This is a genomic window from Marinobacterium sedimentorum (genome assembly GCF_024267675.1).
GTDB classification, from domain to species: Bacteria; Pseudomonadota; Gammaproteobacteria; order Pseudomonadales; family Balneatricaceae; genus Marinobacterium_A; species Marinobacterium_A sedimentorum.
The window spans coordinates 105,119-128,255 of sequence record NZ_JALDYX010000004.1 but is presented as its reverse complement, the minus strand read 5'-3'; the positions used below and the strand labels follow the sequence as shown (position 1 = coordinate 128,255).

Annotated in this window: 19 protein-coding genes and 1 tRNA gene; 3 read left to right on the top strand and 17 right to left on the bottom strand. The window is 55.2% G+C overall.

Annotation, left to right across the window (positions count from 1 at the left end; all coding sequences use genetic code 11):
- Nucleotides 1-126: 126 nt before the first annotated feature.
- From MRS74_RS06090 to MRS74_RS06080, 3 genes are all read right to left on the bottom strand, one after another.
- Entirely contained in the window at nucleotides 127-4,842 is a 4,716-nt protein-coding gene (locus MRS74_RS06090; protein WP_254579388.1) for a DUF3320 domain-containing protein, read from the bottom strand.
- Nucleotides 4,843-5,330: 488 nt separating this feature from the next.
- A complete protein-coding gene (locus tag MRS74_RS06085) occupies nucleotides 5,331-5,996 on the bottom strand; it encodes a D-Ala-D-Ala carboxypeptidase family metallohydrolase (protein WP_254579387.1) in 666 nt (221 codons plus the stop codon).
- A 290-nt stretch (nucleotides 5,997-6,286) separates the two neighbouring features.
- Entirely contained in the window at nucleotides 6,287-6,556 is a 270-nt protein-coding gene (locus MRS74_RS06080) for a hypothetical protein (RefSeq protein WP_084783899.1), read from the bottom strand.
- Nucleotides 6,557-6,684: 128 nt separating this feature from the next.
- Here MRS74_RS06080 and MRS74_RS06075 point away from each other — a divergent pair, with 128 nt between their 5' ends.
- Nucleotides 6,685-7,578 (top strand): WYL domain-containing protein, encoded by an 894-nt coding sequence (locus MRS74_RS06075; RefSeq protein ID WP_254579386.1) that lies wholly within the window; start codon nucleotides 6,685-6,687, stop codon nucleotides 7,576-7,578.
- A gap of 266 nt (nucleotides 7,579-7,844) precedes the next feature.
- Here the strand turns inward: MRS74_RS06075 and MRS74_RS06070 are convergent, their stop codons facing one another.
- From MRS74_RS06070 to thrS, 14 genes are all read right to left on the bottom strand, one after another.
- Entirely contained in the window at nucleotides 7,845-8,105 is a 261-nt protein-coding gene (locus tag MRS74_RS06070; protein WP_067384991.1) for a hypothetical protein, read from the bottom strand.
- A gap of 177 nt (nucleotides 8,106-8,282) precedes the next feature.
- The gene (locus tag MRS74_RS06065; protein WP_254579385.1) at nucleotides 8,283-8,492 is read right to left on the bottom strand and encodes a hypothetical protein; all 210 of its coding nucleotides are present in this window, start codon (nucleotides 8,490-8,492) and stop codon (nucleotides 8,283-8,285) included.
- Between the two features lie 93 nt (nucleotides 8,493-8,585).
- Nucleotides 8,586-8,948 (bottom strand): hypothetical protein, encoded by a 363-nt coding sequence (locus tag MRS74_RS06060; RefSeq protein WP_254579384.1) that lies wholly within the window; start codon nucleotides 8,946-8,948, stop codon nucleotides 8,586-8,588.
- Between the two features lie 90 nt (nucleotides 8,949-9,038).
- Nucleotides 9,039-9,617 carry a hypothetical protein gene (locus tag MRS74_RS06055; protein WP_254579383.1) on the bottom strand — a complete coding sequence of 193 codons (579 nt, stop codon included), beginning with the start codon at nucleotides 9,615-9,617 and terminating at the stop codon, nucleotides 9,039-9,041.
- A 442-nt stretch (nucleotides 9,618-10,059) separates the two neighbouring features.
- Nucleotides 10,060-12,288, bottom strand: a complete 2,229-nt coding sequence (locus tag MRS74_RS06050; RefSeq protein ID WP_254579382.1) for a PDDEXK family nuclease — start codon at nucleotides 12,286-12,288, stop codon at nucleotides 10,060-10,062.
- 509 nt (nucleotides 12,289-12,797) lie between these two features.
- Nucleotides 12,798-12,874 (bottom strand) — tRNA-Pro (locus MRS74_RS06045).
- An 86-nt stretch (nucleotides 12,875-12,960) separates the two neighbouring features.
- The gene (locus MRS74_RS06040; RefSeq protein ID WP_254579381.1) at nucleotides 12,961-13,314 is read right to left on the bottom strand and encodes a MerR family transcriptional regulator; all 354 of its coding nucleotides are present in this window, start codon (nucleotides 13,312-13,314) and stop codon (nucleotides 12,961-12,963) included.
- Nucleotides 13,298-13,615, bottom strand: a complete 318-nt coding sequence (gene ihfA, locus MRS74_RS06035; RefSeq protein WP_497536483.1) for an integration host factor subunit alpha — start codon at nucleotides 13,613-13,615, stop codon at nucleotides 13,298-13,300. The genes MRS74_RS06040 and ihfA overlap by 17 nt, the downstream gene beginning before the upstream one ends.
- Nucleotides 13,615-15,993 carry a phenylalanine--tRNA ligase subunit beta gene (gene pheT, locus MRS74_RS06030; RefSeq protein ID WP_254579379.1) on the bottom strand — a complete coding sequence of 793 codons (2,379 nt, stop codon included), beginning with the start codon at nucleotides 15,991-15,993 and terminating at the stop codon, nucleotides 13,615-13,617. Before pheT ends, ihfA begins: the two co-directional genes overlap by 1 nt.
- 95 nt (nucleotides 15,994-16,088) lie before the next feature.
- The gene (pheS, locus tag MRS74_RS06025) at nucleotides 16,089-17,072 is read right to left on the bottom strand and encodes a phenylalanine--tRNA ligase subunit alpha (protein WP_254579378.1); all 984 of its coding nucleotides are present in this window, start codon (nucleotides 17,070-17,072) and stop codon (nucleotides 16,089-16,091) included.
- A gap of 85 nt (nucleotides 17,073-17,157) precedes the next feature.
- On the bottom strand, nucleotides 17,158-17,514 hold the full coding sequence (gene rplT, locus MRS74_RS06020; protein ID WP_026291807.1) for a 50S ribosomal protein L20: 357 nt from the start codon (nucleotides 17,512-17,514) through the stop codon (nucleotides 17,158-17,160).
- Between the two features lie 48 nt (nucleotides 17,515-17,562).
- Entirely contained in the window at nucleotides 17,563-17,757 is a 195-nt protein-coding gene (gene rpmI / locus MRS74_RS06015) for a 50S ribosomal protein L35 (RefSeq protein WP_020682328.1), read from the bottom strand.
- A gap of 103 nt (nucleotides 17,758-17,860) precedes the next feature.
- Nucleotides 17,861-18,394, bottom strand: a complete 534-nt coding sequence (infC, locus tag MRS74_RS06010; RefSeq protein ID WP_254579469.1) for a translation initiation factor IF-3 — start codon at nucleotides 18,392-18,394, stop codon at nucleotides 17,861-17,863.
- A 20-nt stretch (nucleotides 18,395-18,414) separates the two neighbouring features.
- Nucleotides 18,415-20,331: a threonine--tRNA ligase gene (gene thrS, locus MRS74_RS06005; RefSeq protein ID WP_254579377.1), complete on the bottom strand. Its 1,917-nt coding sequence runs from the start codon at nucleotides 20,329-20,331 to the stop codon at nucleotides 18,415-18,417.
- Between the two features lie 224 nt (nucleotides 20,332-20,555).
- Between thrS and MRS74_RS06000 the strand changes: the two genes are divergently transcribed.
- Both MRS74_RS06000 and MRS74_RS05995 read left to right on the top strand, forming a co-directional pair.
- Complete coding sequence (locus MRS74_RS06000; RefSeq protein ID WP_254579376.1) at nucleotides 20,556-22,139, top strand: ATP-binding protein; 1,584 nt, start codon at nucleotides 20,556-20,558, stop codon at nucleotides 22,137-22,139.
- Nucleotides 22,140-22,187: 48 nt separating this feature from the next.
- Entirely contained in the window at nucleotides 22,188-22,892 is a 705-nt protein-coding gene (locus tag MRS74_RS05995) for a response regulator (RefSeq protein WP_254579375.1), read from the top strand.
- Nucleotides 22,893-23,137 lie beyond the last annotated feature (245 nt).

Sequence of the window (23,137 nt, the reverse complement as noted above, 5' to 3'; positions counted from 1 at the left end):
AAAAAACAATAATCTTTATTACTTTTATTCAAAAAAAAGTACCAACCTACCTATGAGCACTATTCAAGCCTGTTATTCGCGAAAGGTGCCATGCCACTCCTCTACCAGTCAGTCGCTCGATTTACGTCACAGGAATTCCGTTCGCACAAGACTACTAAGTTGCACCCGCCCACCGCTTTCGACAAAACGATTCTCGCCGATTAAGCCGTCAATAAGCCCATCAAGGCGCACCTTGATGGCCGTGGTTAGTCGCTTGAAACCGATTAAGCTTAGAGCCGCACTCATGCAGTCCGCGCGCTCCAGGCTATAACCGTCACGAACAGTTACGAGTAGCGCATGCCGCAACTCATCGTTGGACACCATTTCAAACTTGCGCTGAGCCGGAGGCAGGTCGCTCCAGTCACGCAGAGCAATCACTTGGTTGGGTATCGACACAAAATCATCACGCCATTGGACGAAGCCAGAAGCTTGCAGTGTAACGATACAGGCAACCATTTTGCTCTGGATACGCTGTCCGGCACGACTGAGGCCGGAGGCTACAAGCAAGCGGCTGGTCAGTAAGTTGATGTGTACCGGACCTTCCGCTTCAGCTATGGCCTTGATGGCCGTGCACACTATGCTGTCAGGAATGCCAAGGAAATCATTAACGACGGGCATCCCGAGTATTTTATGGCTGACTGGCTTATAGGGGGGAATTGTGGCGCTATCGTCCGCTAGTTTCGACCTCACGATCTCCGGGGCAACGACGGCTGATTCATTCTTCGGTAGTGCAGCATCGGTCTGCGAATCCAGATTATCCTGATACCTGATGGACCCTTCTATTACTTCTTTCAAACGCCCGGTTTCAGCCGCCGCATTTCGGAACCACTCGGTGCTCCAGATACGATGGAAACGCCAACCGAGCCCTTCCAGGACGGACTGCCGCAAGCGGTCGCGGTCTCGTGCTGCCACTGAGCTGTGGTAGCTGGCGCCATCGCACTCAACGGCAAGAATAAAGCGCCCGGGTTTATTCGGATCGCGCACAGCCAGATCGATATAGAACCCCTGACATCCAACCTGGGGCTCCACCTCGTATCCAAGACGCTCGATGGCTTGTTTGACCTCAACTTCGAAAGGCGAATCCGGTTCGCGGCCTGTTTCCTGGCTGGCAGGCAAAACTCCTGTTTCGGCATACTTCAGGAATACTTTCAACGCACGCAGCCCGAACGCAGAGCTGGCATCAACCTTGAGTTCATCTGCAGTAAAATTACAGAACACCTCCATCGAAAGCCTTGCGCGTGAAATCAACACATTGAGACGACGCTCCCCTCCTTTGCTATTGAGGGGGCCAAAATTCAGCCCAAGAGTACCAGCAGCTGTTCGTCCGTAGCCGATGCTGATGAAAATGGTATCGCGCTCATCCCCCTGAACATTCTCGAGATTCTTGATAAAGAACTCATCACCGCCGGCATGATACTTAAAGAACTCTTCAGTCTCTGGGTATTCACGGCGCAGGCGCTCCACCTCCAGTACAATTACTTCACGCTGCGCGACACTGAAGGCAACCACTCCGAGCGATTGAGTCGGCTTGTGCCGGATATGCTCCAGCACTGCTAACGCTACGGCCTGCGCCTCCCCGAGATTAGCTCTCGAACCACCTCGGTCATAGTGCGCATCCTTAACTAGGTTGAGATTCAGGCCCGTAGCATGCGGGTTGGCGCCAGACCCGGGGAATACCAGCAATTGATTGTTGTAAAACTGGTCATTAGAAACGGCTATCAGCGAGTGATGGCGGCTACGGTAGTGCCAGCGCAACATCCGCTCGGGCGAGCCACGAGACAGCATGAGGCCAAGAATACTTTCAACATCCGCTGTAACACTCTCTTGCGCGTCTTCTTCATCGACTTCTACCGAGCGACTAAAAAAGCTGGTTGGCGGCATCTGCTTGCTATCGCCAACCACCACGACTTGAGCACCACGCATAATAGCACCCAGCGCCTCAGGGGCCGGTATCTGACTCGCCTCGTCAAAGATCACCAGGTCAAACTCAACCTTGCCTTGTGGCAGATAAGTAGAGACGGACATCGGGCTCATCATAAAGACCGGCTTGGCCTGCTGAATGACATGTGATGCTTCACCGATGAGACGCCTGATAGCTATATGACGGCGCTTTTTACTGAATTCACGGCGCAGAACGTCCATCTCGCCTGGCGCATTAAGGCTTGGAAGCGATTTGTGCAGCTTTACGACCAGCGCCTCCTGCGCATAGCTGAAAGACGCATTATCAAGTTCAGCAAACTCTTGGACTAAACGCTCGTGCGTAAGCCTATCGAACTGCCCAATTTGAGGTAATTCAGCGTAAGCAGCATCAACCAAGCCAGAGTAATAGCTGTAATCCAACCAATGCACCAACACAGTGGGGGCATGCGGCCATTTGCGAATGTCCCCAACCAAAGAGCCCAACCCTGCTTCTTTTAAATCATTCTGTAGCTGATTGAATCGCACTGCATTGTAAAGTGCTGCGGTATCCTCCCAATGCTCAAGGCGCTCACTCCAGTCATCGAGATCATCGTCATCGCTGAGCCCAGCGGACCAATTAAGAAACTTGATCAAACCCTTCAGTAAGCCATCCACTTGCTGGTATCGGGGTTCAAGCGCATTTATCTGACTCTCCCAGGCCTTCAGATCCGGCTCGGCCTGGAGGAAATCAGTCAGCCCCTGAGGAAGCTCTCCATTGCCGATCGCTTCATAGAGGTCGACGATCCACTCCTTAAGGGTTTTCAGTACGGTCCAGTCAGAGCGCTCTCCTTGCCACTGCGCGCCAAAAAGCGCAGTCCCGGTTGGCTCCAGTTCACTGAAGCGTCTTTGTTTCTTCTGAAGCGCCAGCAAGTCATCCACCCATCCCAGCCAGTCGACAGGACTCCCTTCCAGCTTACCCTGCGCATATCCACTAAGCGCTTGCCTGGCACGACGATACTCGCCCGAGAAGCTTCGCCACCACTTATCAGCCCGACCAGCCAACCCCATTCTGATGGGCAACAGATCCGCCTCAAACACAGCATCAATGAAACGCTGGCTGTGATTCGAACGAATTTCAGCCATTGCTACACCACACTCGATCAACTCGTTGATCTCGTCACGACGTACCTGCCAATCCTGCGTCGTTAGACGAACACCACTTAAATGCGGTGCGTCTAAGGCTCGCTTGCCAGCCCGATACAGCACCTGAAGATCAGCGAACGTTTCCACTTCCGGTAGATGCATCTGACTGGCGAGTTCGTCAGCATCATCCACCAGCGTATCCAAAGACTCCCGAGCCTTTTTGACATACTTGCGTAGATCTTGCTCCTGAGAAGGTGACAGGGTTCGGCGGGATGAGCTGCTGTAAGGGTTCTCGTCAGGACAACCAAACTCAATCAGAAAATTCTGCGTTGCCGTAAGCGCCCGAGTCGCCGTTCCGAGCTCCTCACGTCCCCAGTTTCGCAGCAGGTCGAAACGGATACGTGCCAGCTTTTCCAGACGTGGATCATTCTGAACGTCGAGCATACGCCCCAGACACTCGACAAAATTCATTTCGGAGTTGAGTATCGGTTGGCTGATAGCCTGCACATACTCATCTAGCTGAGTACGTGCAGCGCTCAGACGCCGATACTCAACTGAACGGTCTGGTGACTGTGGCTTTCCCTGCCCAAATACAGACTGAAGAGAATCCAACACTGCGGTCTTATTACTTTTATGACTATGCAGCTCTAAAACAGCATCCCCAAGATGGCACTCGTCCAGCCTGGCTTTTACCACTTCCAGCGCCGCCATCTTCTGCGCAACAAAGAGCACTTTCTTGCCCCGCGCAACCGCTTCGCTAATCAAGTTGGTGATGGTTTGGGACTTGCCGGTACCTGGCGGCCCCTGAATGACCAGATTCGCCCCCTCCATTACGGCCAGAATCGCTTCAAGCTGGCTGGAATCAGCATCCTTGATCAGGTGAAGTATTTCAGGGGTGCTGATGTGCTCGTGATCGGCAATATTTTCCAGGAGGTCAGCATCACGCAGAAAGCCCTTATCAAGCAGCTGCCCTAAGAGAGCACTATCCGGCCCCGTTCCTGCCTCAGGCCAGTTCGCGGGGTCCAGATCTGCATACATCTGAAATTTGCCGAACTGAAATAGACCAAGGCCAATACGATCGGTATCCACTTTCCAGCGTGGCTGCGCCTGCACCGCTTTATCGACAGCGTTCAGGTAAACGGACAGATCGAACTCATCATCGAAGTCTGGCAGGGTGGCCCGAAACTCCCCTTTTAGCTTAGCTGCCAGGGTAAGGTTCGGCCCCAGGTCAGCCCCGGTATAGTTGAGTTTGAAGCGATTACGTGCCGACTCCCTGACTAACTCAACCGGAACAAGTACCAGTGGCGCGTGGCGGGGTGTCGAGGCATTCGGGTCCTCGTACCACTCAAGAAAGCCGAGCCCGAGATACAAGACATCGATTCCCTGCTCATTCAGCAGTGTATGCGCTTCGTTTTCGATTTTAAGAAGCCGAGTATCCAATTGATCGGACGACAACCTTGTCTGCAGGAAAAGATCTCCATAACGCGAATCGCCCACTTTCTGATCAAGATATTTGTCCAGACTCGGCAGCCGTTCTGCCGGCTCTTCGTCACCGGCGCCTTCTTTCTCATAGGCCTCAGGCAACGGCAGAAACCCCATGGGCTTGCCATCCTCGACGAGAATCCGAAAGACGCCCTCGGAGCGTTCTTCCACGATATCCAAAAACTTGGTCGTTTTCGGCACATGCAACAACGGATTGCCTCGCAATCCCATGTCCAGCAATTCGAGCCGTGCCAGCTCAAGCTTCGTTTGGATACTCACGGAAATACTCCTTTTCCTTTCCAGATCGAATCTGGATTCTGCTCAGGGGTGCTGACCACAACCTGATATCACCACAAAACCTTCAACAGATTCGTGCTCAGTACCTGATTCAAGGTAGCTCAATCACCGGTTGACACGGGCCTCCTCCCAGGCAAAGCTGAGTGGGATATCATGCTATACAGAGTGACCAATGTGCTGCAGGCGAGATTTGCTCCCTGACCAGAAAATATCGGGGCCGTGTCTCATATTACCGGTACCCAACAATGCTCGGCAGGCTGGATCGCCGCAGCACCGCACAAGCTTTCTCTGTCACTAGCGGCATGAGCATCTAACTCATCGCCCCTTCCCTGGCTACTATTTGAATTAAATCCGGAACAGCACGTTAATTCTGCGATTTCGGATGATACCTGTTTAATTGGTCCGCCAGTGTAATACGGAACCCCCACGGCAGGATACGAGACTGTTGCATAATGGCTACAACTGGAAGCTCAACCTCTAATAAGTGCATCGATCATGGCCTGGGCCGCAGCAAAGCGCTGCGGCTCAGACATTGAAGCGTAGTACGGATGAATCTGACCCTTACTGATCAGCGCTGACTTGTCACCCGTATCAGGGTTCGGCAAAAATGAACGGATGGTCCTGTTGCCGTCATTGCCCTGGTACCAGCGGATATTGAAGGCGCAGAGGTTCTTGAAGAACACCATCTCGTAGTAGCCGGGCACCTGATGATGAATCCACCAGGCCAGTGACGCCCAGTCGCCCGTCTTTTCGAACTGATCCAGCCAGGCGGGTATAACAATGCAGGCGGTTGCACCCATCTGGCCGCTAGCGTCCAGCGCATCCCAGATATGGGCAGCCCGATTGCTCTCGTTGCTGGCGCAATTCATTTTTGCACTGTTGCCCAGGGCATTGACCTCGGGCGATCGATAACCGGATCGAATATGAACCTTGCCCCAGGCCGCCTGAATTGGCTCCAGCACTTGCTCGCACAGCTGCTTACCCGCTTCGATCGCCAGCTCCGGATTTTCCGGCGCGTTGGTTAAACCATGGGCCTGGGCGATCTCGGAGTGCAAAAACTCCCGCATAAAAAAGTTTTCCGACAACCGGGTACGACCCAGCCCTTCCAGCTTTGCGTAATTCCATTGATTTGCCATGGAATTTCCTCCATTTTTATCGTTTTTCAGGATCAGCTGAGTTGGTTTAACTATCCGCCAAGACCAGCCTGGTGCATTGCACTAGAGCACGAGTGCAGTACATAGAGCAGAAACAACCCTCCTACCACGCCGACAATACCGATCGCACAGGTGTCAGCTTCGCTCGGGTTACTTGCAGCCAGCGCCCCAAGCCCCGCGATTAGCGCACCCCAAAAGGGGTGATCCATCATGACGGCCAAACCAACCAATATAAGCAGCATCGCCATGGTCATCGCCTCGGTTTGAAAGCTTCAGTGACGCTTGGTCTTGAAGTGGCAGGTCTTGTGCCCAACGGTGACCACGATGCCAGCCGCCATCACCAGGTAGCAGCGGCGCACCTTGTCGAGCACTTGCCTGGTACAGGGCAGCTCCCGGCATAGCTGTCGCCAGCCACGCTTGTCGAGCCAGATCACTTGTGCGCCACGGTGGTAGTCGACTGCGCCATAGTCGATCAGCAGATCAACCATCAGGCCTGAAACACCGCGCTGCTGCATACGTTGTGTGGCATGTTTTGAAAACATCACCGCCTCCGTTATCCATCAGCCGTTGTTGAGAGCCCAATACTAGGTTATATTTTGATCACATGTAAGATTTGTATACATGTACATGTCCCATTAACAGGACATGTACCCTGAAAGGGACAGGTAGGATGCTGACGGCACTGAAAGATCTGAAGTGGGAAGTATTACTGCGTTATCGCTATATCGAGATCATTGCCCTGTGGGAGGGGCGCCTGACAACCAATCACCTGTGCAACACCTTTGGCATCAAGCGTCAGCAGGCCTCCCGGGATATCAATCAATACAAGCAGATGGTACCGGAGAACCTCGATTACGACGCTCACCTGAAGGGCTATATACCTTCAGCAACCTTCACCCCGCACTTCACGACTGGCACCGTAGATGAATACCTGAACCTGCTGGATTCACACAGCTTCCTTGAAGGCTTTGTTGAACGCATCGCCCTGTCACAAAGCCACACCTGCGTTATTCGCCCACCCCAGCGCCGGGCAGAACCACGTATCGTGCGTCAGGTAGTCGAAGCCTGCCGGACAGGCCAGCGGCTGGAGCTGACCTATGCCTCCATGACCAGCCCAAAGGGAGAAGAACGGATCATAGCTCCGCACTCACTGGTCTCCAGTGGCTACCGCTGGCACCTGCGTGCCTTCTGCGAGAAAAACCGGGATTATCGCGACTTCCTGCTCGGGAGGATTCTGGCGTGTGGCGAAATACTTGGCCCCCGGCTGGAGGACCCGACGCACGATAGGCTCTGGCAGCGGGAGGTAGAACTAAGACTGATCCCCAACCCTGGGCTGACACCGGAACAGCAGACCCTCATCAGACATGAGCGCTGTTTCAGCGACGAGGTGCTGTGCATTAAAACCCGCGCTGCCACGGCTATCTACCTGCTGCATCTCATGCAGGTGCCGACAGCTCCGCCTGAGGTGGAGGACATCAACTTCTGCAGGGCCAACCCCGTGGTACTGGAAGACTATTCACAAATAGAAGCATTGCGGTTTGAAGGGGCCAAAAAGGCGCCGTAGATATACTGAAACGGGTTTCTGGCTCGGAAAGAACGCCTAGCGAACGGTTAAACCCTGCGGAGATCAAGTGGGATATGGCGCAAATACGAATTAAAAATTGAAAGTACTGAGGGGCCCGGCAGCATCAGGTCACGTTACCCTGAACTGTGGCGCCTTCAGGGTGCCGCTGTGAAGTTGGCACTCCGCCCACGGCAGGTTAGCCATCATGCTGAGCGCGGTGTACGCTTCAGACTGGCATTTGACCCTGTGCGAATACGTCGTATTGATCAGTTATCGATATAGGCTTTAACAGCGCGTCCTTCAAAGTACATCTTCCCTTTCGTCACACGATTCAGGGCCGGCGGATTCTTCCCCTTTAGCGGCAGGTTATGCTGCACCGCATGCTTCAACTCGGTGATCCTGACGCCCAGGACACAGGCAACCTCTTCGATAGACAGCATGCGATCCCAGTAGCTTGATGCCTGGCTGTTATGCCAGCCAACGCTACCTGTGACGGCCCATGACTTCGACGATGTATCCTGTGTCATTTCAATTCCCAGTGATCTGATGGTTGAGCATAGTTGTACCTAAAATAGGCTATCGCGCTCAACGCTATGAGACTCTGAGCGCCATGATGGTCGCTAGACGACACAAAGGGGACATTAACGCCCGCGTAATAGGCGCGAGCTTGCGAGCGTCCTAATTGACGCGCTTGTTATATAAATTTACTCAGGTAGGTTTAACTCTATTTCAAACAATTTAGATTCAATGTCTTCCAACTTATCTAGGTGCACTTTACTGTGGGAATGCTCTTTAGTCCAATCAAGCTCTTCATTAATAGTAGCCAATTCAGACTTAATATCACAGAGAGTATCAAGCACATTTTCATTGACTAATACTAGTCGCTCTAAGAGTGCAATCACTTCATCATTCATATTTCATTTCCTTAAAAATTGACACTTTAATTTATATAACGCTAAGCACAGCGGCGCCTATCGGCCGCGTACTGATGCGACTTGTTAACTAGATTATTTCACCACGAACACTAGAAAATTAATGAAAGACCTAAGTGCCATGGTGTTATCGAACTCGAATGCCCACCCGAAATTGCATTCGGTTTTGCCTTTGTGTTTCTTTGACGGGAACCTAGTCATATCAGCATTATGGTAGAAGGGATCTTTAGGGCGCACTCCCTCTATTTTCCCAAGCTCAGGCGCCACTTCGTGAAAAGCTGGACGAACAACAATTTGAGGGCATCGATTCTCTACATGCACGTAAAATGGTTCTTTCGTTCCTGGCAGCATGTATTCCGTTACCTTCTTCACTTTATGGACGGTGCGACACCCTAACTCTTTTAGCGCGTCTTCCATGTCCGAATGACTTACTGTCAACTCTCGTCTCCTTGCTTACAGTTAACGCTGCCAGCCGGCGCGGAAAACCGGAGCAAAGCGGAGGTTTTTACGTCGCGCTGACTGGCCTTGTTAGGGCATGAAGCCATAAGTAACCGCATTATAAGCACCATACATTGCATAACCGAATACACCGAACCCAACAACTACAGATGCAATAGTGGCATACCTGAAGGCATGCCCCCGCTTTTGATATTTATCATCGTCCTTCTCGCTTTCTGAGTAACACGCCTGGCTAAAGTACCTAAATGAGAACCCTACAGCACCTGCGAGAACTCCCACACCGAATAGCAGTAACGGCAGCGCAAGCATGCTGGCGAACTTGGCACCAGAATCTTTTCCCGCCAAACCTCCTAGAACACCGAGAAGCGCGATTACCGCGCCGCCATTGATTATTAGCAATGCATGAAGCGCACTTTTTCCAGCCTCCAAGACTGCTTTTAACATCTCAATGCTATGTTGGCTTTGAGCTGAATAGTGGGCAAGCATGCCTTCGTGCTCTTGTCGTCGATACTCTTGGGATGCCCCGGCGTCCCGTTCCAAGGCGTTAAGATAATTCCTTAGCGCAGAAACCTGCACTTGATCAACACCTTGAGCAGTCACCTGATCTAGCTGGTTACGAAATGCATCAATGACTTCTTGGCTTTCCATGCTTTGAGACCTAACATTATAATACTGCGCATGCCGCGTTTAAGCGCGGCTAAGCAATTGAACAAAATAGAATTTCGAGATACCACAGCCATTTTCCTCCGTTGAAAACGAGCATGCGCGTTTGTGTGCAAGGCTGTGCGCAGTATCCGCCAGCCGACAATCCCTAATGCGTTGATATTGTACTAATTCAGGTCCTGATACCAGTGGAAACCGAGCACTCTGTTGCGACGATTCGCGCATGCTTGCTAGACGATACTCAATATACTGTATGAAAACACAGTTGTCAGCGAGGACTTATGCACAGATTCTGAAGACGTCGGCTGACGTCCGCAATGGGTCTACAGCAGACAGATCTCTCTGCGGCACACAGCCATACCATTAAATAAATCAGTATCATCAGCAATATCGGAAAATTCAGCAAACAATCATTAATTTATCCCTGTTAACTTGCCGCATTCCAGACCGTTTCCTGCTCGACTGCGTTAACGAAGTCCCGGCCGGAAATACCATTCTGATAAAGCGATCCAAATTCCTGCCCTGCCTCCGCGGGCTTCGCTGCCAGTACCGGTGGATTCCGAAATATGCCAGCTGGGTCATTCAGATAATGCGCATTGTCCCACAGGGCAATCAGGACCTCCTCGAGCGAAACCTTCAGGAAGCCCGAAAAGCGCTCATGGTCATGCTCAATCGACGTATCTACAATCCAGCCATGGATTTCCAGGCCATCAGCGCCGTGCTCCAATCCTAGTCTAGTTGCTAGGGTCATATCGGTCTTCAACACCTCGGTAACAGCTTCGATCTTCCGCTTTACTTGCGTCCCGGCTTTACGCAGCGTCTGTGTTTTGTGCAGCCAGGCATCGAACTGCGAACTGCGCAAGAAGGTAGACTTGACCTCCAGCACTAGCAGGCAACCATCCCGCTGACAGATCAGATCGATTTCACCCGGATCATCGTCATCCGTCTTAGGGGGCTGATAATTCGCTACGACTCTGAATCCACGCGCAGCAAACTGCTCCGCCAACCGTGTCTCAATACGTTCGGTCTCATCCCGGGTTTCCTGTCTTCGCCTCCCAATACGGCGCAGGTTGTTAAGTGCCGCCGTAGAATTGTTCTGGAACGCCATCAGCCACGGTAACTGAAACAGGAAACGGCCCATCTTCAGCACTGGCCGCTCATGGAGTTCTGGTATCGGACCGTGGCGCTTGTCGCGCAATTGGGCGGCCCGTTCTTTCAAGTCCGAGGTCCAGAAATCGAGTATGGCTTCTGCCGCTTTCAGGCTACCCTTGGGTAGGGCCTCGTTCACGGTCCAGCTACGTATGGCTTCAATCTTTTCTTTGCGGTCCGAGAACGTGATGGGAAATCGGTTCTGCATCCCATCCTGAAGGCCTTCGATTGCCAGAAGGCACAGCGCTTTACACCAGTGTCCGGTTTCATCTAGATAGCGATTGAATGGCTCTATAAAGGCTGCATTGTAAAACGCAGTCATTAGCTCCATTGATAGTAGGGCTTGATACAGATCAACGCGAAGCCCGCTGTCCGTCAGCAGGTGATCGCTTAACCCGTACACCTCGGTTAGCTGAAGCTGAATCCGTAATGTCTTGATGACTGCTGCCTGATTGCGCTCGTGGTTATCAGGGAGCCCTATTACCTTCCCCTCCATGCCTGATCGGGAAAATTCAGCCACTGCACGGTAATACCAGTACTGGTGCAACCTTGCGAGCTTCTCACCGCCACGCTTCCATCGCTGTCGTTCTTCGACATCCACCTCAACGATGGTCAAGTCATTACCCACCAGTTTGAAGCGGATACTGTCGTCGTAACAGAATGCGTCGATCGACCGGGACATGAAACTGTTGTACTCGAGCTGCGCCGCAACGAACTGTACGAAAGACTGGTAGATGGCTAGGTGTTGGCCGGAGTGCTCGGGGGACGGAAACAGGAACGGCGACATGTGCTGCTGTAGCGACCGACCGATATCGGCTACCGATAGATTGAGGGCACTACAATCAAACGATTCCAGCTTCCACTGCAGGATGTCATTGAACGCATACCAGTGATCTTCCATCTCGTTGTCGGAGCCAGCCCCCTGACCTAGCACCTTTTCAGTCGGAATCAGGTACTCGAACGCGTAGAGACTGGAGTATGAAAGCAGTTCCAATGGTGTCAGGCGCGTAAGTGGAGACCGAGACTCTTCCAGCAGCGATAAACGATCTTGGTGCGCTATATGAAACCGACGGCAAATGGCGACCAGTGCACCAAACTGATCGGGATCGCTGTCAGCCAGCGCCTCAACTTCTCTCCATCTTTTCGAATCAGGCCTCATAACCAGCCGCGAGTAACGAATGGCTCGCCTGACGGCCGAAGGTACAAGCGCTGCTATGCGCAACAGCAATGATTGATTGGAAACGGCGTCCTGAGCAAAGTAACGCGCAAGCGCCAGTACGAATGATTCGGATGCACAGATATCTGATGTTAGTTGCGCAAGGAAGTCACTGGTCCAGAAAGCTGTATCGCGATCGCTCGCCTTAATCGGGTTTTTCTTGCTCCGCCTAGCCGGCTTGCTGTCGAGGTACTGATCGGTGATCTCAGTTATCGCGCCATCAACGCTTAAGCCAGCCTCCCGACAGCGCTTGAATCTCGCATCGTATATTCCAGCCTGTACTTCCGACATGAACACTCCATTGTCCAGCGGGGCCCTCTCGGCCCCTCTTATCCTCGATGTAGCAAAGCCGTTGCCAAGCTAAAAGCCATCATAGCTACCCTGTACGAGGCTTGCACTCTTTCGAGATAGGCCCGATCCCCCACTGCGACTTGCAGCTTATGAATTGTCTGCTGATCAGGCGTCACGGACTTTGCTAAGTGCGATCGGCTTCATGGGTCCCGAGACGTCGCTTAAAACCGTGTCCAGGATTGCTGAGGGAAGGTCAGATACACACCGATCCGAATGTGAATACATCCGACCTGCTGGAGCTAAAGAGAATCAGAAATACGTGTCTAGCAAGGTCAAGCGCTCGCTGATTCGACCAGACACCCCTTAATGCAACGACGTGCATGGGCTACTGAAAAATCGGACTAATCCAACCAAGTTGCAAACGGTCACAGAACGGGCACGAGAAACGCTAAACCCCAGAAACGACAAAGGCCGATAGATGATCTATCGGCCTAAGTGTTTGAATTTGTTGGTCGGGACGAAAGGATTTGAACCTTCGACCCCTTGCACCCCATGCAAGTGCGCTACCAGACTGCGCTACGCCCCGACTGTGCCTGAAATGCTGCCTAATGGCTGCTGCGTTTCAAGTGGTGGGTAATATACCCTAAGGTTTTGATACTGTGAAGTTTTTTCTTAAAAACTTTTCAGTGTGCCGAGCAGTTCTTCAAGCTCGGTGATGGTCTGGCGTACCAACTGCTTGTAGCGGGCGGCGTCATCCCCTGCCTCACTGCCTGCAAGCCACTGGCGGGCTCCGCTGATGGTGTAGCCCTGTTCGTGCAGCAGGCTGCGTATCTGGCGGATCACCAGTACATCCTGACGCTGGTAGTAACGCCGGTTACTGCGCTTTACCGGGCTGATCTGGTCGAATTCCTGTTCCCAGTAACGCAAGACATGGGTCTTGAGGTCGCAGAGTTTTGCGACCTCGCCGATGGTGAAATAACGTTTATTGGGGATGGGCTCCAGCCGGGAGTCACCGGCTGTCGGCATAGGTGTCTACTCGATCCTTGAGTTTCTGGCCTGGACGAAAGGTCACCACCCGCCGTGCGCAGATGGGAACCTCTTCACCGGTTTTGGGGTTGCGGCCGGGGCGCTGTCGCTTGTCGCGAAGGTCGAAGTTGCCGAAACCCGACAACTTCACCTGCTCATTTGACGCCAGACTGGCACGAATCTCGTCAAAGAAGGATTCGACCATTTCCTTGGCTTCACGCTTGTTAAGACCGAGCTCTTCGTTCAAACGCTCTGCCATTTCAGCTTTTGTCAAAGAGCCCATGCCTTTCACCTCTGTCATTACTCTCGCAATGTCGCGCCGAACTCGGATTTGAGCGCGCCGACTACAGCCTGGATAGTTCCGTTGATCTCTTCGTCATTAAGAGTGCGTGATGGATGCTGCCAGGTCAAGCCGATGGCCAGACTTTTTCGTCCTGCTTCAATACCTTGGCCCTGATAAACATCGAACAGGGTGACCTCTTGAAGGTATTCGCCGCCCTCTTTCAGTGCCACGGTACGCAGCGCATCAAAGGCGGTTTTTTCATCCACGATCAGTGCCAGGTCCCGACGCGACTCGGGAAACTTCGACAACTCACTGAAGCGCGGCAGGCGGCCGTTAGCCAGGGTTGCAAGCTCAAGCTCGAACAGGTAAACGGGCCCGTCCAGATCCAGCGCCTTGATCAGGCTGGGATGCAGCGCACCCATGTAGCCCACAGCCTTGCCATCACGCAGGATCGCCGCGCTCTGCCCCGGATGCAGCGCCACATGACTGGCGGACGCGAAGCTGTATTCCTGGGCAGCGCCACCGAGGGCCAGCAAGGATTCGACATGGCCTTTGAGGTCATAGAAGTCGACCTTCTGCGCCTTGCCGGTCCAGCCTTCGGGTTCGCGGCTGCCGGCAATCACACCGGCAATCACGTTTTCCTGCACCAGCTCGCCGCCCTGGGGCAGGAAACGCTGGCCGCTCTCGAACAGGCGTACGCGATCCTGCTGACGGTTCTGGTTGTACTGCAGCGCCTTGGCCAGGCCCGGCCAGAGGCTGGTGCGCATCACCGCCATTTCAGCCGAGATCGGGTTGGCCAGGGCGATGGCGTCGTACTGGTCGTCAAACTGCTGTTGCAGCCCGGCTTCGATGAAGCTGTAGGTGATCGCTTCCTGATAACCCAGCGCAACCAGGGTACGGCGCATCACGCGGGTTTCAACGCGGGACTCGACGATGGGCTTGATCGGCAGCGCCGCCATCGGCGTTTTCACCGGCAGGTTGTTGTATCCATAGACGCGGGCCAGCTCTTCAATCAGATCGACTTCGATCTCGATATCAAAGCGATACGAAGGCACGGCCACATCCCAGACACCGTCTTCGCTCGCGCTCAGTTGCAGACCCAGCCGGGTAAGAATTTCCTCGATCTCGGCGGCCGGCATGTCGAATGCCAGCAGCTGGTTCACCCGTGCATGGCGCAGGCGAATACGGGCGACTTCCGGCAGATTCTCTTCGCTTTTGACCTCGGTGACCGGGCCGGGCTCGCCGCCGACGATTTCCAGCAGCAGCTCAGTAGCACGCTCGATGGCCTTGCGCTGCAGGCGCCAGTCCACGCCACGCTCGAAGCGGTGCGAGGAATCGGTGTGCAGGCCGTAGGAGCGCGCACGGCCAGCGATGGCCAGGGGCGCAAAGAAGGCGCTCTCAAGGAAGATATCGCGGGTTTCACGGGTAACACTGCTGCTCTCGCCCCCCATGATACCGGCCATGGCCAGCGGGCCTTTCTCGTCGGTAATCAGCAGGGTGCCGGCCTTGAGTTCAATATCCTGGCCATCCAGCAGGGTCAGCTTTTCGCCGTCCTGGGCTTCACGCACCAGAATGCTGCCACTGAGCTTGGCCAGGTCGAAGGCATGCATCGGCTGGCCGAGTTCCTGCAGCACATAGTTGGTGACATCCACCACCGGATCTATGGAGCGGATCCCTGCGCGACGCAGCTTCTCGACCATCCACAACGGCGATTCGGCCTGCGGATTGATGCGACGAATCACCCGGCCCACGTAGCGCGGGCAGGCAGCCTTGGCTTCCAGCACAACGGCGAACGCATCCTTGATGACAGGCTCAACCGGTGCGGGCTCAACGAACTTCACCGCCACCTTGTTCAGTACGCCGACTTCACGGGCAAGGCCGGTGATGCTCAGGCAGTCGCCGCGGTTGGGAGTCAGATCAACATCGACAATCTTGTCGTTCAGTCCCAGGTAGTCACGCAGGCAGTGACCCACAGGCGCGTCGGCCGCCAGTTCCATGATGCCGCCGTGATCCTGCGACAGCCCCAGCTCGTCTTCGGCGCACAGCATGCCGAAAGACTCAACCTGGCGCAGCTTGGCCTTCTTGATCTTGAAGTCGCCGGGCAGTACCGCACCCACCTTGGCGAAGGAGGTTTTCAGGCCGGCGCGGGCATTGGGCGCACCACACACAACCTGGTGCTGCTCGTGGCCGTCGGAGACGACACACAGCTGCAGCTTGTCGGCATTGGGGTGGGGCTCGGCACTCAGAATTTCGCCCACAATCACGCCGGAGAAAGCGCCGGCAACTGGTACAACCTCGTCGACTTCAAGCCCCGCCATGGTGATCTGCGCCACCAGGGTTTCGGTGTCGATCGCCGGATTAACCAGCTCACGCAACCACTGTTCACTGAATTTCATTCTGCTGTCCTGACAAATCTGTTAAAAATCGCTTCCACACCGCGAGCCCAGGCTCGCCACCCGCCAGACCCGGTCGCAACCAGGCCCGCTGCAGGCTAGTTGAACTGGCCGAGGAAACGCAGATCGTTTTCGAAGAAAAGGCGCAGGTCATTCACGCCATAGCGCAGCATGGCCAGGCGCTCGACGCCCATGCCAAATGCAAAGCCGGTGTATTCTTCCGGATCTATGCCGACAGAGGCGAATACCTTGGGATGCACCATGCCGCAGCCGAGTACTTCGAGCCATTTGCCGTCGCCGCGATCGATATCAACTTCGATCGAGGGTTCGGTGAAGGGGAAGTAGGACGGACGGAAGCGCACCTTGACGTCTTCCTCGAAGAATTCGCGCAGGAACTGCTCCAGCGTGCCCTTCAGGTCAGCAAAGCTGATGTTCTTGTCGACCAGCAGACCTTCAACCTGATGAAACATCGGCGAGTGGGTCTGGTCGTAATCGCAGCGATATACGCGCCCCGGGCAGATGATGCGCACCGGCGGTTTCTGCTCTTCCAGGGTGCGAATCTGCACCGGCGACGTATGGGTACGCAGCAGGGTGTGGGCGTCGAAATAAAAGGTGTCGTGCATTGCCCGCGCGGGGTGATGCGCCGGAATGTTGAGTGCCTCGAAGTTGTGGTAGTCATCTTCGATTTCAGGCCCTTCGGCCACGCTGTAACCGATATTGGCAAAGAAGGCTTCAATGCGTTCCAGGGTCTTGGTGACCGGGTGCAGTCCGCCGAGCGCCTGACCGCGACCGGGCAGGGTCACGTCTATGGTTTCGGCCGCCAGCTTGGCATTCAGCGCCGCGCCTTCGAGGGAATCCTTGCGTGCGTTCAGGACATCCTGCAACGCCTGCTTGGCTTCGTTGATGCGTGCGCCCGCCTGCGGACGCTCCTCTGCGGACAACTGCCCCAGCCCTTTCAGCAGCTGAGTAAGATGACCTTTCTTACCGAGATACTGAACACGGACCTGATCCAGGTCCTGAGTACTCGCAGCCTGTTCTACGGCAGCAATGCCCTGTGCCAACAGGGGCTCAATGTTTTCCATTACCGGCTCCAAAAGAAAATAGGGGAAGAGCTTGCACCCTTCCCCTATTCGATTCGATCAATTACCTACAAGAGGCGGGTTTGCCTTACGCCAGAGCAGCTTTCGCTTTTTCGACGACAGCAGTAAACGCGCCCTGCTCGTGTACAGCCAGATCAGCCAGGACCTTACGGTCGATTTCGATGCTAGCTTTTTTCAGACCAGCGATCAGACGGCTGTAAGACATGCCGTTGATACGGGCTGCCGCGTTGATACGGGCAATCCACAGTGCACGGAACTGACGCTTACGTTGACGACGGTCGCGGTACGCGTACTGACCTGCCTTGATGACAGCCTGTTTGGCAACACGGAATACACGGCTACGAGCTCCGTAGTAACCCTTTGCCTGCTTCAATACCTTCTTGTGACGACGACGTGCTTGCACACCACGTTTTACACGAGCCATTGCAATACCTTCCTAAAATTCTGTTGATACCAAGAGTCTAAAAAAGACTTAGATGTACGGCAGCATGCGCTTAACGAGTGCCTTGTCCGCTGCATGAACCTGCAGCATCGGACGCAGCTGACGCTTACGCTTGGTGCTTTTCTTGGTCAGAATGTGACTTTTGAAGGACTGCTTGTGCTTGAAGCCATTGGCAGTTTTCTTGAAGCGCTTGGCAGCGCCACGGTTTGACTTGATCTTAGGCATTTCCAAAATCCCCACGCATTCGTTAAGTTGTGTTCACCTGAACAACCGCAAAACCCGCAACCACTTCCATACAGAAGCAATTACGGGCGCTGCATCGTTCAGACTACTTTTTCTTCTTCGGAGCAATGACCATGGTCATCTGACGGCCTTCCATCTTCGGACGCTGTTCAACGACACCCAGCTCTTCCAGGTCTTTTTCGACCCGTAACATCAGCTGCATGCCCAGTTCCTGATGAGCCATCTCGCGACCACGAAATCTCAAGGTCACTTTCGCCTTGTCTCCGGCTTCTAGGAAACGTACCAGGTTGCGCAGTTTTACCTGGTAATCCCCCTCTTCCGTCCCAGGACGGAATTTCACTTCCTTGACCTGCATCTGAACCTGTTTTTTCTTGGCCAGGTTCTGCTGCTTTTTAGCTTCGTACTGATGCTTGCCGTAATCCATCACCTTGCAGACGATGGGGTCGGAATCGGCGATCTGTACGAGGTCAAGACCTGCTTCCTGAGCTGCCTCAAGAGCATCCTTAATCGATACTATTCCAATCTGGCTACCGTCGGGGCCAATCAGTCGACACTCGTTAGCTCGAATATTGTCGTTGATCGCTGGGCGTTTCTCGCCGCGTCTGTTATCGCGCCTGATGGTACTATCTCCTGCTCAGATTAATGCTGGCGTCCCTTCCGAGTCACGTCTTGTGACAGGAGGGTTACGAACTCTTCGATTGACAAGGTACCCAGGTCCTCGCCCGAGCGAGTACGCACTGCCAGGGAACCTGATTCTACTTCCTTATCGCCCACTACCAGAAGATATGGAACCTTCTGCAATGTGCGCTCGCGGATTTTAAAGCCGATCTTCTCGTTTCTCAAGTCCGCTTGTGCTCGGAAGCCCTTATCTTCAAGAAGTTGCGCCACTTTTTTACTATATTCAGCCTGTTTGTCGGTAATGTTGAGTACCGCAACCTGCTGTGGAGCCAACCAGGCCGGCAATGCGCCGGCATAGTTTTCGATCAGTATGCCGATAAACCGCTCGAAGGAACCGAGGATAGCACGGTGTAGCATGACCGGGGTCTCACGTTCACCCGTTTCATTCACGAACTGGGCACCCAAACGGCCCGGCATCGAGAAATCGACCTGTATAGTACCGCACTGCCAGACGCGACCGAGACAATCTTTCAAAGAAAATTCAATCTTGGGTCCGTAGAAGGCACCTTCGCCCGGCAGCAGGTCCCATTTCAGGCCCGCGGCATCGAGTGCTTCGGCCAGGGCTTGTTCGGCCTTGTCCCAGCTTTCGTCGGAACCGACACGCTTTTCCGGACGGGTCGACAGCTTGTAAATAACCTCGGTAAAGCCGAAGTCCGCATACACCTCATGCAGGAAATCGATAAAGCTCGCCACTTCGCTCTGGATGTCCGCCTCGGCACAGAAGATATGCGCATCGTCCTGCACAAAGCCACGCACACGCATGATGCCGTGCAGCGCGCCAGAGGGCTCATTGCGGTGACAGGCACCGAACTCGGCCAGACGCAGCGGCATTTCGCGGTATGAACGCAGCCCCTGATTGAATACCTGCACGTGGCAGGGGCAGTTCATGGGCTTGATGGCAAAGTCGCGGTGCTCCGAGTGCGTGGTAAACATCTCTTCGGAAAATTTGTCCCAGTGACCGGACTTCTCCCACAGAGAGCGCTCCACCACCTGCGGCGTCTTGATCTCCTGGTAGCCGTGCGCACGCTGTTTGGCGCGCATGTACTGCTCGATTTCCTGATACAGAATCCAGCCCGGCGGGTGCCAGAACACCATGCCCGGCGCTTCTTCCTGCAGGTGGAACAGGTTCAGCTGCTTGCCGAGCTTGCGGTGATCGCGTTTTTCCGCTTCTTCGAGGCGGTGCAGGTACTCCTTGAGGTCTTTCTTGTCGCCCCAGGCCGTACCGTAAATGCGCTGCAGCATTTCGTTGTTCGAGTCGCCGCGCCAGTAAGCACCCGCCACCTTCATCAGCTTGAATGCCTTGATATGGCCGGTAGCAGGCACGTGCGGGCCGCGGCACAGGTCGATAAAGTCGCCATGACCGTAGAACGACAGATCTTCGTCGCCGGGAATGGCTTCGATAATCTGCACCTTGTACTGCTCGCCCATTTTTTCAAACATGGCGATAGCTTCTTCACGCCCCATCAGAGACCGGCTTACGCTCAGGTTCTCCTTGGACAGCTGCTGCATGCGCTTTTCGATCAGCACCAGATCGTCCGGTGTAAAGGGCCGCTCGTAGGCGAAATCGTAATAAAAACCGTTGTCGATCACAGGACCAATGGTCACCTGAGCCCCAGGGAACAGCTGCTGCACCGCCATGGCCATCAGGTGCGCGCAGGAATGGCGGATAATTTCCACGCCTTCTTCGTCGCGTGCCGTGATGATAGCAAGCTGTGCATCGTCGCTGATCAGGTAGCTGGTATCCACCAGGGTACCGTTCACCTTGCCGGCAAGCGCGGCCTTCGCAAGACCGGCACCGATAGACGCCGCAACCTCATGTACCGTAACCGCGGTTTCAAAACTGCGCTGGCTGGCATCCGGGAGTGTAATAACAGGCATGAAAGTCCCTTGTTGGCTCAGTGGTGACCCTTACGACAGGCCACTTAAGTGATCAAAAAATGTCGTGAAAATAAAGCTGTACAGACGAAGCACAGCATAAAGGGGGTGGAATTATACTCCAACGCAATCGCAGCGACTACCGCCAATTCAGGTTACACTGCGTTTAGGCCGGTAACGGCCGGGCTCGACATAAAAAAACAGCAACATGCGACCCCGGAAACACCATGACCAAATTCAAGATAAGCACCCGGCTGATGCTCATGATGTGTCTGCTGGTGCTACTGCAGGCCGGGCTACTCGGCGGCTTTGCCCTGCGCTATCTGGCGTCCTCACTGGAGGAGCAGATCGGCCTGCGGGCGCTGCAGCTGGCTTCCATGATTGCCCAGACCCACTCCATTCGCCAGGCAGCCATGGAACGCGACAGCGTGCAGATGCAGACCCTGGCCGAACAACTGCGCGAAGCCACCGACGCCAGCTTCATCTCCATCGGCGACAGCGAGGGCGTACGGCTGGCCCACCCGCTGCCCGAGCGCATCGGCAAGCCCATGGTGGGCGGCGACAACGAGCGCGCGCTGGAGCTGGGCCAGAGCTACATATCCAAAGCCACCGGCAGCCTTGGCCCCTCCATTCGCGGCAAGGCGCCGATTTTTTCCAGCGACGGCGATATCCTCGGCGTGGTGTCGGTGGGCTATCTCACCACCAGCATCGACAACGTGATCGAGCGCTACCAGCGTATCGTGATCGGCGTCACCCTGGCGCTGCTGCTGCTGTCCGTGCTGCTGGCCGTGTGGATTTCAAGCCGCTTCAGAGCCGCCATCTTCGGGCTCGAACCGCACCAGATCGCACGCCTGTTTGAAGAGCGCAACGCGACCCTGGAGTCGGTGCGCGAGGGCATCATTGCTGTCAATACCGAAGGCCTTATCACAACCGTCAACAAGGCTGCGGCCTCGACCCTTGGGCTCGACGATACCGAATCCCTGATCGGGCGACCGATACAGGCCGTGCTGCCGGACAGCCGTCTGCCCGACATGCTGGCCCACGGCGAACCCGAGTTTGACCGCGAGCTGGTACTGCGTGGCCAGACCCTCATCGTCAACCGCATTCCGATCCGGGATGGCCAGAAGGTCATCGGTGGCGTGGCCAGCTTCAGGCGCAAGGACGAGCTCGATCAGGTCAGCCGCCAGCTTACCCAGATTCAGCAATACGCCGAGACCCTGCGCAGCCAGGCACATGAATATGCCAACAAGCTGCACACCATCGCCGGCCTGATCCAGCTCGGCGCCAGTGACCAGGCACTGGACATCATTGGACAGGAAACCCGTGAGCATCAGGCACTACTGCGCTGGCTGGTCGCTTCGGTGACCGAACCGGTACTGTCCGGCTGTCTGCTGGGCAAGTACAATCGCGCCCACGAACTGGGCCTGCAGCTGCTGATAGACCCCGACAGCCACATGGGCGCCCTGCCCCCCCATGTCGCCCCCGAGTCTATCGTCACCCTGCTCGGCAATCTGCTGGACAACGCCTTCGAGGCGACCCTGGCGGCCCGGGGCAAGCAGGTCCAGCTGTCAATGACGGACCTGGGGTCGGATCTGATATTTGAAGTCGAAGATCAGGGCGCCGGTGTGCCCGAGTCCGAGCGCGAGCGCATTTTTCAGCGCGGCATAAGCGGCAAGCCCGGCGATCGCGGCATAGGCCTGCACCTGGTACGCCAGACACTGACCCAGCTCGGCGGCGAAATCACCGTATCTGAAGCGACAGGCGGCGGCGCGCGCTTTACCGCCTACATTCCCAAGGAGGCCGCAGTATGACCCCCAGAGAACAGCACCCCGGCAGCCCCACAGCGACGAGGCCACAGCATGACGCCTAAAATCAGCGTTATCATCGCCGAAGATGACCCTCAGATCGCAGAAATTCAGCGCCGTTTCGTTGAACGTATCGAGGGCTTCGAGGTGCGCGGCATCGCCCACAGCACTCAGGATGCGGCGGATCTGGTGGAAGTCATGCGCCCGGATCTGCTACTGCTGGACATCCAGTTTCCCGATGGCAGCGGCCTTGCGCTGCTGCGGCGTCTGCGTACTGAAAACAGCGCCACGGATGTAGTCATGGTCACCGCCGCCAAGGAGGTTGAAACCCTCACCGAGGCACTGCGCTGGGGGGTGTTCGACTATATCCTCAAGCCGCTGGTGTTCGACCGCCTGCAACAGGCGCTGAGCAATTATCGCCAGCACCGCGAACGCCTGCTGCAGCTGCAAAGTCTGTCCCAGCAGGAAGTCGACGGCTTGCTGCCTCGCACCGGCGCAACCGCATCCAAAACCACGGCAACCTCCCTGCCCAAGGGCATCGACATGCTGACACTGGAGAAAATCCGCCAGGTGTTTCGCAGTGACGCAAGCCTGGCCCTCAGCGCCGAACAGGTGGGTGACAGTATCGGCTCCAGCCGCACCACCGCACGACGCTATCTAGAATACCTGGTCGGCACCCAGGAGCTGACCGCCGATGTCGCCTACGGCAGCGTTGGCCGCCCCGAACGGCGTTACCGCCTGCCCCGCAAGCCAGGCTAGGCGGCGCCCACCAGGCTCATTGCTGGACCAGAACCCAGCGGGCCTGCACCCAAGCTACCAAGCTGCAGCTATCGTAGGAGCTGCGTCCCGCAGCGAAGCTTTTTGGGGTAGATGGCAAGGCGCCACGGGGCGCCGACCATTCGTCGCGGGGCGTTCGCCGCGGGGCGCGGCTCCTACACGGTTAAATTTGGTCCTGAACATGAATTCCTGCGTTCGCGGCATGCCCGCCAGGGATGGCGGACATC

Coding starts and splice junctions, on each gene's coding strand:
- pheS (WP_254579378.1), bottom strand. CDS start 17,072: ATGGAAAACATTGAGCCCCTGTTGGCACAGGGCATTGCTGCCGTAGAA.
- MRS74_RS06080 (WP_084783899.1), bottom strand. CDS start 6,556: ATGTTTTCAAAACATGCCACACAACGTATGCAGCAGCGCGGTGTTTCA.
- MRS74_RS06065 (WP_254579385.1), bottom strand. CDS start 8,492: ATGAATGATGAAGTGATTGCACTCTTAGAGCGACTAGTATTAGTCAAT.
- rpmI (WP_020682328.1), bottom strand. CDS start 17,757: ATGCCTAAGATCAAGTCAAACCGTGGCGCTGCCAAGCGCTTCAAGAAA.
- MRS74_RS06050 (WP_254579382.1), bottom strand. CDS start 12,288: ATGTCGGAAGTACAGGCTGGAATATACGATGCGAGATTCAAGCGCTGT.
- MRS74_RS06000 (WP_254579376.1), top strand. CDS start 20,556: ATGACCAAATTCAAGATAAGCACCCGGCTGATGCTCATGATGTGTCTG.
- MRS74_RS06055 (WP_254579383.1), bottom strand. CDS start 9,617: ATGGAAAGCCAAGAAGTCATTGATGCATTTCGTAACCAGCTAGATCAG.
- pheT (WP_254579379.1), bottom strand. CDS start 15,993: ATGAAATTCAGTGAACAGTGGTTGCGTGAGCTGGTTAATCCGGCGATC.
- thrS (WP_254579377.1), bottom strand. CDS start 20,331: ATGCCTGTTATTACACTCCCGGATGCCAGCCAGCGCAGTTTTGAAACC.
- MRS74_RS06040 (WP_254579381.1), bottom strand. CDS start 13,314: ATGCCGACAGCCGGTGACTCCCGGCTGGAGCCCATCCCCAATAAACGT.
- MRS74_RS06075 (WP_254579386.1), top strand. CDS start 6,685: ATGCTGACGGCACTGAAAGATCTGAAGTGGGAAGTATTACTGCGTTAT.
- MRS74_RS06085 (WP_254579387.1), bottom strand. CDS start 5,996: ATGGCAAATCAATGGAATTACGCAAAGCTGGAAGGGCTGGGTCGTACC.
- MRS74_RS05995 (WP_254579375.1), top strand. CDS start 22,188: ATGACGCCTAAAATCAGCGTTATCATCGCCGAAGATGACCCTCAGATC.
- rplT (WP_026291807.1), bottom strand. CDS start 17,514: ATGGCTCGTGTAAAACGTGGTGTGCAAGCACGTCGTCGTCACAAGAAG.
- ihfA (WP_497536483.1), bottom strand. CDS start 13,615: ATGACAGAGGTGAAAGGCATGGGCTCTTTGACAAAAGCTGAAATGGCA.
- MRS74_RS06070 (WP_067384991.1), bottom strand. CDS start 8,105: ATGACACAGGATACATCGTCGAAGTCATGGGCCGTCACAGGTAGCGTT.